At 45.9% G+C, this 13,968-nt stretch carries 10 protein-coding genes; 8 read left to right on the plus strand and 2 right to left on the minus strand.

The genetic code is table 11. From position 1 onward, the window contains the following. The first annotated feature begins 56 nt into the window (after nt 1-56). The 8 genes from DDR33_RS11240 to DDR33_RS11275 all read left to right on the plus strand — a co-directional run bounded on the left by DDR33_RS11240 (nt 57) and on the right by DDR33_RS11275 (nt 11,070). Nucleotides 57-656 carry an RNA polymerase sigma factor gene (locus tag DDR33_RS11240; RefSeq protein WP_109415885.1) on the plus strand — a complete coding sequence of 200 codons (600 nt, stop codon included), beginning with the start codon at nt 57-59 and terminating at the stop codon, nt 654-656. 92 nt (nt 657-748) lie between these two features. After that, nucleotides 749-1,927, plus strand: a complete 1,179-nt coding sequence (locus DDR33_RS11245; protein WP_109415974.1) for a FecR family protein — start codon at nt 749-751, stop codon at nt 1,925-1,927. Between the two features lie 405 nt (nt 1,928-2,332). After that, nucleotides 2,333-5,875 (plus strand): SusC/RagA family TonB-linked outer membrane protein, encoded by a 3,543-nt coding sequence (locus DDR33_RS11250; protein ID WP_238387764.1) that lies wholly within the window; start codon nt 2,333-2,335, stop codon nt 5,873-5,875. An 11-nt stretch (nt 5,876-5,886) separates the two neighbouring features. Further along, a complete protein-coding gene (locus DDR33_RS11255) occupies nt 5,887-7,254 on the plus strand; it encodes a RagB/SusD family nutrient uptake outer membrane protein (RefSeq protein ID WP_109415887.1) in 1,368 nt (455 codons plus the stop codon). A gap of 17 nt (nt 7,255-7,271) precedes the next feature. Further along, a complete protein-coding gene (locus DDR33_RS11260) occupies nt 7,272-8,219 on the plus strand; it encodes a discoidin domain-containing protein (protein WP_238387765.1) in 948 nt (315 codons plus the stop codon). A gap of 25 nt (nt 8,220-8,244) precedes the next feature. Beyond that, nucleotides 8,245-9,363 (plus strand): TlpA disulfide reductase family protein, encoded by a 1,119-nt coding sequence (locus DDR33_RS11265; protein ID WP_109415888.1) that lies wholly within the window; start codon nt 8,245-8,247, stop codon nt 9,361-9,363. A gap of 16 nt (nt 9,364-9,379) precedes the next feature. Further along, nucleotides 9,380-10,504 carry a TlpA disulfide reductase family protein gene (locus DDR33_RS11270; protein WP_109415889.1) on the plus strand — a complete coding sequence of 375 codons (1,125 nt, stop codon included), beginning with the start codon at nt 9,380-9,382 and terminating at the stop codon, nt 10,502-10,504. Nucleotides 10,505-10,569: 65 nt separating this feature from the next. Next, nucleotides 10,570-11,070: an ankyrin repeat domain-containing protein gene (locus tag DDR33_RS11275; RefSeq protein WP_238387766.1), complete on the plus strand. Its 501-nt coding sequence runs from the start codon at nt 10,570-10,572 to the stop codon at nt 11,068-11,070. A gap of 40 nt (nt 11,071-11,110) precedes the next feature. On the opposite strand, the gene DDR33_RS11280 is transcribed toward DDR33_RS11275, so the two are convergent. Then, the gene (locus tag DDR33_RS11280; RefSeq protein ID WP_109415890.1) at nt 11,111-13,273 is read right to left on the minus strand and encodes a catalase; all 2,163 of its coding nucleotides are present in this window, start codon (nt 13,271-13,273) and stop codon (nt 11,111-11,113) included. Between the two features lie 2 nt (nt 13,274-13,275). Further along, on the minus strand, nt 13,276-13,827 hold the full coding sequence (locus tag DDR33_RS11285) for a YciE/YciF ferroxidase family protein (RefSeq protein ID WP_109415891.1): 552 nt from the start codon (nt 13,825-13,827) through the stop codon (nt 13,276-13,278). Nucleotides 13,828-13,968: the final 141 nt, after the last annotated feature.

A 13,968-nucleotide genomic window follows, 5' to 3' on the forward strand; every position in this document is an offset into this window, starting at 1 on the left:
GAAAAAGCTTCATTTTTTTTCTTTTTTCAAGATAAAATGTGCATTTTCGGATTGAAATGCTGTGTAATAGGATAAACGAGGCGGAAATTTTTGCAGATCTTGCTGCAGGAAATGAAAAAGCCTTTGATGTTATATATCGCCATTATTCCAAACGTTTATTTCTTTATGTCCGAAAATTGGTTAAGACTCCTGAACTTGCAGAGGAGCTGATCCAGGAAATCTTCGTGCAAATATGGATGAACAGACAAGTTTTTTCGGATGTGCAGTATCCAGTATCCTATATGTACAGCATAGCAAACCGCCAGGCCCTAAAATACCTGAAGAAAGTTGCCAGCGATGAACGTATTCTGAAAAGTATAACCAACTATTCCGAATTCTACCGGAATGAAACTGAAGAGCAGGTTAATTTGCGGGAAAGCGCCCGGACAATCAACCAGGCAGTGGCAGAGCTGCCTGCCCAGCGGCGGCTTATATGGGAGCTGAGCAGGAACGAAGGTTTAAGCCACGACCAGATCGCCGAAAGGTTAAGTATCTCCAGACATACCGTCAAAAATCAAATGGTGCAGGCGCTGAAGCATGTTCGTCATTATCTCGACAGACGCTCGGGAATCCTGACCGAATTGATAATTATTTTCCTGTATATCAGTATTCTGTGAGTTTTTTATTTTTTTGAATAGTCCTATCCCCGGACTTATAGTACTTATCGTTTTAGCAGCAGATGAAATTCTGCCGTAAAGACGATAGGGATATGAAGAAAGACGATCCATCTTTTCAGATATTATTTTCGAAATACACAAGAGGCGAAGCTTCACCTGAAGAAACAGCACGTCTTTTTCATATTATAAGTGAAAACAATCACGATGAGCAAATTACGAAGCTCTTAGAATCGGAACTTGAAAGTACGCCTTTTGCCGGGGAGTATGATCCTGCCTGGGAGTTTACACTTGGAAAAATTAAAACCCGGATCTCAGAAGCCGGGGAGGCTTCTGATCAAAAAAAGACGGTGCGTATCTGGCCTCGGATTGCAGCCATAGCAGCAGCAGTTGTCCTGATCGCTTTTGGTGTACAATTTTTCACCGGCGATAAGGGAGGTTCCCATAACTATGATCAACTTGCCGCAAACGACATAGCACCGGGAAAGATCGGCGCAACTCTCACTTTGTCGGACGGCAGAAAAATCAGGCTCGATGACGCGGCCGACGGTATAATCGCCAAAGAGGCAGGTATTTCAGTTTCCAAAACAGCAGGCGGGCAGGTCGTCTACCAGATCAAAGCAGGAAAGGGTGATCCGGATATGGTTCATACATTAGCTACTACAAAAGGGGAGACCTACGTTTTAACGCTGCCGGACCAGACGAAAGTGTGGCTGAATGCTGCTTCCAGCCTGACATATAATACCGCTCTCGTTTCAAATGGAGTACGCAGGGTGAAACTCACCGGGGAGGCATATTTTGAAGTTGCTAAAGACAAAGACCATCCCTTTGTCGTGGAGAGCGGAGATCAGAAGGTAGAAGTTTTAGGCACCCATTTTAATGTAAACGCCTATTCCGACGAGAAGGCTTACCGGACCACCTTGCTGGAAGGCAGTGTTAAAGTGTCTGAAGGCGGCCAATCGAAGATCTTATCGCCCGGCAGTCAGGCGGTAAATTCGGGAGGAGATATTAAACTGAATACGGTAGACACAGATCTCGCAGTTGCCTGGAAAAACAACAACTTCATTTTCGACCGGCTTAACATCCGGCAGATCATGCGTATCATAGAACGCTGGTACGACGTTGAGGTCGTTTACGATGGTGAAGTTCCGGCGGGTACATTTTGGGGCTCCGTTTCCCGGTTCGGTAAAGTATCTCAGGTGTTAATTCCCCTTGAAGCAACCGGAAATGTACATTTCAGAATTGAGGGGAGGACCATATATGTATCGAGATAAAAAAGTACCTGACGAGATCCCGGTGTTTAATCCGGAATTCTTAGTAAGCATTTAATATTTCAAAATCATATAATTAAAAAGCACAATAATATGGAGAGAACTATACGACAGAAAAGCTGATCAGAACAGATGATGGCCTTTACTAAGCCATACCCTGATTGGAGTCAGGATATGGCGGTCCGGCCCGAAAATGAATCATTAACAGAATGTGGATGCCCGAGTTTGGACGCAGAGGCAACCCGCAATGAACCAGACAAGCAAACTTAACAATAATGCGGTATAAAGCAATATTGAAGGCCTCCCATTTGGCCGCAGGATGCTAGTCACAAACAAAATGAAGTGTTAAAAAAACTAAACATGAAACCGGGTACTCCAACAGGGATTATCCACAAAATCTGGCTGATAATGCGATTAACAACCATTATTCTAATAGCTGCAATCATGCAGGTCAGCGCTTCCGGCTTTGCACAGAAAATTACTTTAAGCAAAACCAATGCATCTCTCGAGGATGTCATCAGGGATTTGAGAAAGCAGAGTGGTTATAACTTTGTCGTTCCCGGAGAACTTCTGGATAAATCAAAAGCGGTAACGATTAAAGTAAAAGACGCAGCGCTTGAAAGGGTTCTCGATCAAATTTTTGAGAACCAGTCTGTCTCCTACAAGATTAACAACAACACGGTCACTTTAGTGGAAAAGCGGAAAGGCTATTTCGAAAACATAGTAGACCGGCTGCTGGCCATCAATGTCTCGGGTAAGGTTGTGGATGTCGTGTCGGGTGAGCCGCTCGCGGGTGCTACCGTAATGGTTAAGGGACGAAGTCACGGTACCAGAACCAATGCAGACGGTTCATTCTTTCTTCAGAATGTAGAGGAAGGTTCAGTATTGGTGATCAGATATACCGGGTATAAAACTATCGAGGTTCCATCCTCGAAAGATATAGGAACTATCCGGATGGATATAGAAGTAGGAAATTTGCAGGAAGTAAAGGTTACCGTAAACACCGGTTATCAGAAGATAAAGCCAGAACAGAGTACGGGTGCTGTCGCACAGATCAGTACTAAAGAGTTTGAGTCGAGGATCAGCACGAATTTCCTCGACGGCCTGGTGAACAGGCTGCCCGGGTTGATGATCAATAACAGTGTACAGTTTACAAGTACCCTTCCGGGAACCACAGGTTCTACAACCAGACCGCTGTTCAACATCCGTGGTATTTCTACCATGTCGGCCAACCAAAGTCCTCTGATTGTAGTAGATGGTTACCCTACAGAACTCACGATTGACATGATCGATCCTAATGAAATCGAATCGATCACTGTCCTTAAAGATGCCGCTGCGGCAACAGTATACGGTGTACGGGCGTCGAATGGCGTGATCGTTATCACACGAAAGCAAGCCTCTAAAGGAAAAGCTCAATTTACCTTCAGGGCTACTTCTGCTATTACGCCCAAAGAAAATTACAGTCGTTACCGCTGGGCCGACGATGCTTCTGCTATTGCCGTGGATTACCAGACGGCTACCCAGTCATCCAATATAACGGCAGACTCCTGGGACCTGCTGGCCACTGCTACCAATATTACCGGGGGGACGGTGCGGCGCGATCCTGTTTTTTACCTGCTTGCCCAGCAGGCAGCCAAAATGATCACTCCTGAGCAGGCGGCATCATCTTTCGAAGCCCTTAGAAGCTATGATAACCTCGACGATTACAGCAGACTTTTTCGTCGCTCTTCATTAACCAATACCTATAACTTGAATGCGTCAGGAGGATCTGACAACGCTCTTTATTATATTACCGGAAACTATACGGGCAACCGTCTCTCCGAGGTAAATAATGATAATAACCGGTTTTCACTCTCGGCGCGCAGCACACTGAAGTTTACTAAAAAGCTGTCGCTCGAGCTAACGACAGACTACCAGGAGCAACGGTTTAATAGTGCGCCGGTACCAGGGCCTGCGTCGCTGGATTCTTACCAAAGATTTGAGAATCCCGACGGAACTCCAGCATTCGCGCTAGGATCGGGCATTTCACCATCATTCAACAGTTTAATGATGGCACAAGGCCTGGCCGATAATTTATATTATCCGCTGGTTGAACTCAATGAGGTCACCGATAAGACCCGCACTATCAATAACCGGGTGACAGCTAATTTCAGATATCTCATCGGAGGAGGGCTTGACATGACATTCGGAGGTATTTATGAAACTTCCCGTTCCGATCTCAGGCATTATGCGTCCGACCGGTCTTCTGAAGCAAGGCAGTATGTCAATGCCGCTGTATCAAGGCTTGATGACCAGACACTTAAATATAATATTCCACGAGGCGGTTTTCTCCGGCAGGAAGCCGGGAGCACCACCAGTTATACTGCACGTGCGCAATTGAATTACAATAAAGTACTGGCGGAAGACCATTCGATCAATGCTATTTTAGGCGCAGAAGTAAGGAATCTGATTAACAAGGGCAATACCGCTTCTTACTTCGGTTATAATGACGAGACCCTATTGCAGCAGCCTGTCGATTTTTCGGCGATGAGTACCGGGGCCATTACCAGTGCTTTTCGGTTGGGCGTGCCTGTCAACAGTCAGAATTACAGTAGCTTCTTTAATCAGCAATATGCAGAAGACCGGTTTTTGTCGGGCTACGCCAACCTGGTGTACTCTTATAAGAACACCTATTCACTGACAGGGAGTGCACGCATAGACCAGTCCAACCTATTCGGTACTAATCCGAAATATAAGTATAAACCACTTTGGTCGCTTGGAGCGGCATGGAACGTGCATAAAGAGGAATTTATGCAGGACCTTAACTGGCTTACCCAGCTTAAGTTTCGTTTAGCGTACGGATTTAATGGGAATGTGGCCAAACTGGCGCTTCCGCAAGTGATAGCGCAAAGTGCCCTGAATTTATATACTTCACCTGCCAGTCAATCATTGAACGTATACTCTTACGCGAACAATAGTCTGCGTTGGGAACAAACGAAAAACTTTAATGCCGGGCTGGATTATACTGTTTTTAAAAATGTGTACGGTAATATTGATTATTACAATAAGAAGAGTACCGACTTGTTAGGAAATTCGCTGATCGATCCTACAATAGGTGTGAGTCCAACCCTGATTAACCAGGCCACGATCAATAACAAAGGTATCGAGGTGGGAGTGCATGCCGACTGGATATCAACCCGGAAGGTAAACTGGAATACAGGCCTTGTAGCGGCGCGTAATACAAGTAAAGTTTTACAGGTTTATCAGAAAGGCGATTTTAGTCCGCAAACGCTTAATGCCCTCGGCTACGTGAAGAATCATCCTGTAGGAGCTATGTTTTCGTACCGTTACGCCGGTCTTGATGATGAAGGTTATCCGCTGATCAAGGATACGAAGGGGAACGTTTACCGTACCAACGATAACAGTGCGACTGGTGCTACCAGCACCCTGATGAGAAGCGATACTTCGGGTGTCAGTCACTATTCCGGATCTTCGATCCCCACTATTAACGCCGGTCTGAGCAACCGGGTCGATATCGGCAATTTTTATGTATTCTGTATGATTAATTATTATGGAGGATTTAAGGTAAGGGTACCGCGCCCCGATCCCTCCGCAACACGCCCTCTATCAGGCGCCGGTAATTACTGGAAAGTGAAGGGTGACGAAACGACCACGGATGTAATGGGACTGGCGGCATACAGGAGCGGCAACTCAAACAATGCTTATAATTACGCTGACAGTTACGTAGTGAACGGAGACTATATAACCCTTGGTGACCTGACGCTTTCTTATAGCCTGGACAACACGCCTTTCATCAAAAAAGCAGGCTTTAAACACTTTGAAGTGAAATGCCAGGCCTCTAATATCTGGACAGTAGGTTTTAACAAGGAGAATTTCAGTATGGCTACGGGAAGTTATCAGAAGCCGTACCTGACTCCGACTTACACAATCGGCATTTTTACAAACTTTTAAACTGTATACAAATGAAACACTATAAATTTCTGTTCATTCAGTTAACGGTATGCTGCCTGCTTCTTGCAGGATGCGATAACTACCTGGATATTACTCCGAAAGGAAAGAAATTGCTTACCACGGTCGATGACTATGACCAATGGCTAAATTCTGAGTCGCTGGTTTATGGAGTCGGACAGGCTAGCGGCTCTATCAATTATCTTGGAGATAACCTGGAACTGATCAATATGACCAATCCTCCGACAAAACCGGGTGAACTGATGTATATCTGGTCGCCCCAGTTTTCATTTGATATTAATGCTGCTCCCGAATTGTGGGGAGCCCATTATGCACAGATTAACCTTTATAATACGGTGCTGACGGGGATAGATGATGCTACCGGCGGGTCGAATGTTAAGAAAAGAAGTCTTAAAGCTGAAGCCTTACTGGGTAGAGCCCTGGAATATTTCTACCTGGTGAACGAATATGCAAAGCCTTACGATCCGGTAACGGCCGAACAGGATCTTGCAGTTCCGTTTGTCACTACAAACGATGTTACCTCGGAGGTTCCGCCGAGGAGTACGACGGCCGCGATATATAAGCACATCATTGATGATATCAATACGGCTATCCCGGACTTACCTGTCGACAACAGTCTTAACCGGCTTCGCGGATCTCTTGCAGCAGGATACAGCCTGCTGGCAAGGGTGTATTTTTATCAAAGGAATTATACTGAGGCTCAGAAAAATGCTGAACTGGCCCTTGCAAATACAAAAGCGGTGATGATAGACTTCAATGGTACGCTTCCGGCTACTAACATAATGGGTACGCATCCCGATGTGATTTACGGAAGAATACTGGCTGTAATAACAACACCTACGCTTGACTTTATACAATCTTTTGCCCGCAATGACCTTCGCGTCAAAAAGCTGTATATCGGTCAGGACACTTATCCTTATACGAAAAGGGGCTTGATGCAATTTTATCCGGAAGCTGTAACCGCTGTTTTTAAGCAGACTAATGCAGGCACTTCTGTACAGGAAATGAAGCTGATTGCGGCAGAGGGTGCAGCACGAAGCAATAATTTAACCCTGGCATTGAAGTATCTGGATGAGATCCGGCAAAAAAGGATTGAGGCCGCCACTTATGAACGGTTTGAATCATCCAACCAGGAGACAGTATTAAAGGAAGTACTCCAGGAACGTGCACACGAACTCCCCTATAATGGCCTGCGGTGGTTTGATATGCGCCGCCTTGACAAGGAGAACAGAATGCCGGCCGTCTACCGTTATAACGCCCAGGGAGAGGTTATTGCTACTCTTGAGCCGCATAGCGAGCGCTATACCCTGCAGATACCTGTTCAGGTGTTGAGTTTTAACCCCGGGATGCAACAGAATTAATCATAAAAGATAAGAAGATGTTTAAACTAAATATATCAGCAGTTTGCCTGTTAATTGTGCTGTTCACTGCTTGCAGCAAAGACGACCGTGTGGCTCTGGCCGACCGCAGTGTTTCGATTCAACTCGCAAATGGACTTGATACGCTTCAGACTCCTATGACTCTGGATAAAGATTCAACGATAGTACTGGATTTAAAGGCGGCCCTGAAAGGAGAAGCCGCTTCTAATGATCACTGGGTAACATTCGCTGTGGATACCACCAGAATGCTTGAATATCGTTCGAAGTACGGGGACGCAATGTTGCTGCCCACCAGTTGCTATCTGCTTTTTAAACCAGACGTCCGCATAGCATCCGGCAGCTCTGTTTCGGAGGCTGCACAGTTCAATATCGGCCACCAGACAAGGCTCGTTGGTAATAGCATATATGTACTTCCTGTTGTCATTAAAACGGTGGACGGCAAGGAAGATTTCTCAGATAACCGGACAGTCTACCTGGTATTTAAGACAGCGCAGCCAAAGGACCTTGACAGGGTGGGATGGGAGATTGCAGGATATTCCACACAGCTTTCTTCTACTAATGCTGCTGCTAAGACAATTGATGTCAGCAACACCACTACTTTTTGGGCATCAGCTTTAAACCAGCCGATGCCGCAATGGATATCCATCGATTTTAAAAAGGATATCATTTTCTCAAGCCTTAAGTTTTATATACCTACGACAAACAAGTATCCTAACAATGGTGCTTATCCCACTTCTGTCAAGATAGAGACGAGCATGGACGGGACTATCTGGGTAAACAAAGGCGTGTTTGCAGGTGATATAGTGGATTATCAACAGACTATTAATCTTGGAATAACCACTGCTAGGTATGTCCGCTTTACAGTCCTTTCCGCTGCGAAGTACACCCCGGCGCCAACTTTGCTTTACGAAACAGTATTTATCTCAGGCATTGTATTACGCCGATGAGTCCCTTTAAAAGAATAATGACAAGATGAAGAATATACTAAGAAAATGTATCCTCGCAGCAGCTTGCTGTCTGCCTTTAGGCCTGATGGCCCAAAAGAACTATACCATCTCCGGCAACCTCTCCAAACTGAAGGAGCCGGGGAAGGTTTACCTGGCGATGGTAAAGTCCGGTCAATGGGTAAACATAGACTCTGCCGCAGTGAAAAACGGCAAGTTCATCCTGACTGGAAGTGTCGATGAGCCCGTTCCTGCTCTGCTTTCACTCCGGCGGACTAAGTCCCCGGGCAGGGGAAGAGATGATCTCGGCTTGTTCCTGGAAAATTCGAAGATTTCCGTCAATGGCACCGATTCTATCAAAAGTGCCTCTGTAAGCGGTTCAGTCACCGACCGTGAGCAGAACGAAGTGGAAGCGATGATCAGGCCGCAGACGCAAACGATCATTAAGCTTAATGATGAATTTCGCGGAAAGCCGAAAGATGAAGCCTATAAAAAAGCGTCCGATAGTGTCACACACCTTGTTGCCAAAAACAAGGCCATCTATCTGGACTTCGCTAAGACGCATCTCAATTCTTACATGGGTTTATATGTGTATAATATCAATGTACTCGGAAACAGGTTCGAACCTAAAGCTGTAGGCCGTTCGTTATATGACCAGTTCTCAGAAGAGCTTAAATCTACAGAACTCGGGAAAAGTACGCTTAAAAAGATAGAAGCCGCTGAACGGCTCGAAACGGGGATTAAAGCCACCGACTTTACCCAGAACGATCTGAGTGGAAAGCCCTTCACTCTTTCTTCCTTAAGAGGAAAATATGTACTGGTAGATTTCTGGGCGAGCTGGTGTGTGCCTTGCCGGGCAGAAAACCCCAATCTGGTAAAGGCTTACCAGGAACTTAAAGGCAAAAATTTTGAAGTGGTTGGAGTATCCCTCGACCAGGGGAAAGCTGCGTGGGAAGCGGCTGTTAAAACCGATAACCTTCCCTGGATCCATGTCTGCGACATGAAGGGTTGGAAGAACGACGTTGCTGTGCTATATGGCATCAATTCCGTTCCGCAAAATATCCTGATCAACCCGGAAGGAGTGATTATTGCAAAAAACCTCAGGGGAGAAAACCTGACCGAGCGTCTTAAAGCGCTCATTAAATAAAACAAAAGACAATTCTATGAAACTAAAAACAAGCCTCGCTGTGCTGCTTGCCTTATCGGTAAGCGCCGGCATGGCACAGGACAAATTCGAGATCTCCGGAAAACTGCCTTCGGCTGGAAAAGACAAGAAGGTTATCCTTAGCTATGTGAACAGTGCAGGAAAGAGCGTTAAAGATAGCGCCCTCCTGAAGAACGGTACGTTCTCCATTAGCGGAACGACAGCTTTTGCTAACAGGGCTTATCTGGAACTCCAACCTTTAAAAAGAGATACGACCAAGCGCTGGCCTAAACCCGATTTCCAGGAGTTTTATCTTGAAAAAGGAAAATACGCGGTTAAGGGAGCGGATAGTATGTCTACGGCTTCGATAAGCGGCACTAAATCCCAGGCCGAGTATCTCCAATATCAGCAAGAGATAGGTGTTCCGCATAAGGAATACCAGAAGCTGACTGCCCGGTTCATGAAAGCGCGGTCTGCAAAGGACAGCGTGGAGATGAAAAAAATATCAGCGGAGGCAAAGCCAGTCATGGCGCGTATGGAAGCGAATCTCGACTCGTTCATATTCAGTCATCCTGATTCTTATGTAGCGCTCGACGCAGTTAACGACAATAAGACGATGGTGATCGATCCGGCTACCTTCGATCGGTACTATACTCCCTTCAGCAAACGCATCATGGCCAGTTTTAGCGGGAAAAAGCTGACCGCCAAATACGAAAAGGCGAAGCAAATAGCAATTGGTAAAACGGTCGATTTTACCCAAACTGATGATAAAGGCCAGGAGTTTAAATTATCATCTCTGAGAGGTAAGTACGTCCTGGTAGATTTTTGGGCGAGCTGGTGCGTTCCCTGCCGGGCAGAAAACCCGAATTTGCTGAAGGCGTATAAGCAATTCAAAGATAAGAATTTTGAAATCGTGGGAGTTTCCCTTGATGAAACCAAAGCTGCCTGGCTTAATGCGGTAAAGTATGATGGTATGCCCTGGATTCAGGTAAGTGACCTGAAAGGCTTTAAAAGCGACATTGCTGTTAAATATGGCATTACTGCAATTCCGCAGAACTTCCTGGTAAATCCGGAAGGAGTGATCATCGCAAAAGATCTTCGAGGGGAGGACGTAGACAAAAAACTTGCGTCTTTCATTAAATAGATTTAAAGCCCGGGGAAGGCTCTTTGGTGATTTCGCTAAACAATTTGCTACATCCACCGTTCGGAATGAAAAGCGATCTGAATATGGATATGACCCGTGTCAATTTAAACGAAGTATTAATACATGCTGCCCGTAAAGGGGATGTTCCTGTATTGCAGGAACTGGTTATGAAAGGGGTAAACCTGGACTATAAAGATGAAAAGGGGTACACTCCCCTGATCATAGCATGTTATAATAATCAAGCCGATGCAGCTGGCTTTCTAATAGATCAGGGGGCCGATGTAAATGGCGCTGATCACGGTGGAAATACTGCGTTGATGGGAGTTTGTTTCAAAGGATATCCTGAGATAGCAAGGCTGCTTATAGAAAAAGGAGCGAACGTTGATCAGGTGCACGGGAACGGGGGAACAGCGTTAATGTTTGCTGCTATGTTCGGGCGTAATGATATTATCAAAATGCTGCTTGAAGCCGGTGCTGATAAAACACTCGCTGACGTTCGGGGGCAAACGGTGTATGATATTGCCATGCAGCAGGGCAATCATGAGGCTTTAGCAATACTTGATTAAATTAAATAAAAAAGAGCGCTTCGAAGGCGCTCTTTTTTTATCAGGCAGGAATTTTCCTGGCCCGTTCCCTTTCCCAGAAACGGTGCTGCCGGATCGCTGCAATAAAGCTCTGTGCCAGTGAAGCGGGATCATCGGACAAGATCACCCCTTCGTCTGACTGGATCTTTTTGGCAAAATAAGTTGCCTCTAAAACCTGGAGGGCGCTGATATCTGCTGCAATAGGTTTGCAGTGCTTGAAAGCCTCGTTCAGGAAATGAACAGCGTCAGCATCTGCCTCTATTGAAGCTACGCTGTTGGCACCGCCCGGCACATAAACTGCGTCGAAAAGAACGGACGCAGTCGTTAACACAGTGTCATCAACTTTTATCTGCTCATCGTTTAATGAAGTAATAAATCCCCCGTGGCAGGATACAATTTCCACTACTCCGCCTTCAGCTTCTATGGCATCTTTGATCTTGCTTACTGAGCGCTCATCTACGCCATCTGCAGCGAGTATAGCAATCTTCCGCGTTTCGATGCTGTCTTTGGGGGAGTTAGCCATGCTAAGTGCTGCCGATTTTTTTATACTACCTTCGACATTAAGCGGTTCGAACTCTTCAGGTACTCCATCGGCAGGAACGCTTTTATTAACCGGTTGCTCTATTGGCTGGGGAATATGCAGGCCTAATGCCACTGCCACCTGTGCAGCCAGACCTTTATCAACCAGCGATAATATACCAAGCATACGTTCCCGTACCGAGATCGTCTTAACCTTTCCTAATTCAAATGAAAAGGCCTGGACGATATGATCCTTTTCCGGGTCAGACTGGCTGTTAAAAAATAGCCGTGCCTGGCTGAAGTGATCAAAAAAGCTCCTGCTTCTTGCTCTGATCTTACGTCCTTCAACCCGTTCAGGATAAGTGATATAGCCTCCCTGTTCCGCTCTTACCTGTTCCGGTGAATTGGCAGAGAGTGAATTCGGGCTGTAACTGGTCTTTCCGCTATCAATGTTTTGTCTTGAGAACCCGTCCCGCTGATTGTTATATACCGGAACGACCGGCTTGTTGATAGGTAATTGCTGGAAGTTTGGTCCGCCAAGCCGCAGTAACTGCGTGTCGGTATAAGAAAAAAGACGACCTTGCAGTAATGGGTCATTAGTGAAATCAATTCCAGGTACAATATGTCCAAGGTGGAAGGCAATCTGTTCCGTTTCGGCAAAGAAATTATCAGGATTGCGGTTAAGCGTTAATTTACCGATGCGTTGTACAGGAACCAGTTCTTCAGGAATGATCTTGGTACTGTCGAGCAAATCAAAATCAAACTTGAATTCATCCTCTTCCGGCACTATCTGCACTCCTAATTCCCATTCAGGAAAGGCGCCGCTTTCAATGGAGTCCCAAAGGTCCCGCCGGTGAAAATCCGGATCTTTACCGGATATATTCTGCGCTTCGTCCCAGGCTACGGAGTGTACACCCAGCAGCGGTTTCCAGTGGAACTTTACAAAGCTTGCAACGCCCTGTGCATTAACAAACCGGAAGGTATGAACGCCAAAGCCTTCCATCATACGGTAGCTGCGAGGTATAGCACGGTCGCTCATTAACCACATGATCATATGAGCAGATTCGGGCATCAGCGAAATAAAGTCCCAGAAAGTATCATGTGCTGAAGCAGCCTGTGGAATCTCATTATCCGGTTCAGGCTTTACTGCATGTACAAGGTCAGGAAATTTGATGGCGTCCTGTATGAAAAATACCGGCATATTATTTCCGACAAGATCAAAATTCCCTTCCTGCGTATAAAAACGAACTGCAAATCCCCTGACATCCCGGGCAAGGTCAGTTGATCCCCGTGAACCAGCAACTGTGGAGAAACGGACGAATACCGGGGTTTCGGTCTCTGTATCATTCAGAAAGTGCGCTTTTGTATATTCCGACATCGGTTTATACAGCTTGAACACACCATGAGCCCCCGATCCGCGCGCATGCACAACCCGTTCGGGAATCCGTTCATGGTCAAAATGCATAATTTTTTCGCGCAGGATAAAATCTTCCAGTAAAGAAGATCCTCTTTCACCCGCCTTCAACGAGTTCTGATCATCATTTATGGGAAGCCCGGTGTTGGTTGTCATCTTTTTGCCGAGCGCGTCGTCAGTATACGGCTCCAGTTTAACCCGTTTTTCATTAGTTGGCTCAACCAACGGCTTTTCAGCTTTTTTCTTTGCCATATTTAAGCTTCCTCTGAGGCCTGATAATTAATTTCGTTCTCCGCTACGCCGGTCAGTAACTGATCAGCATTTTTCTCTTCTGCCAGCGTTTTAGCCAGTATGCCGGCAATATCTTTCATCCCCAGTGTGGCTGCCAGCTGAGTGAGCCCGCCATACGTTGCTATCTCGTAGTGTTCCACTTTTTGGGATGCGAGAATAATTCCTACATCTCTTGTTGCTGTTCCCTGTTCAGTGCTCTCGACGATTTCCTGTCCCTCAAGGGTAAGACCTTCCATGGCGTCGCACTTTTTAGCAAGAGGCTGTTCGCCCAGCAATCCGAAAATCTCTTCAAGGCGACTGACATGAACCCTGGTTTCTTCCAGGTGAGCCGTTATGGTGCTTTTAAGCTTTTTTGACGACGCTGCTTCGATCATCTTTGGGAGCATTTTTACCAAATGGTTCTCCGCCCAATAGATGTCCATTATGCAGTCTTTAAACAGCTCGATCAGGGCAGGTTCGGTACCCGCCGCCCCTTGCGTAGTAAATTTCGGATCGCTTCCGGTTTTCTTTTTCATAGTATCAGGTAGTGATTGTTTATTATAGATAATAAGATCATAACTGAAAGATGTACCGAATGTTTTTCCGCTCTGGTAATCATTTGAACGAAAACCGATGATGATTTTACAATTACCCGGTTTTTGGCAATACACGAACCG

This window comes from Pararcticibacter amylolyticus (genome assembly GCF_003130405.1).
Lineage (GTDB): Bacteria > Bacteroidota > Bacteroidia > Sphingobacteriales > Sphingobacteriaceae > Arcticibacter > Arcticibacter amylolyticus.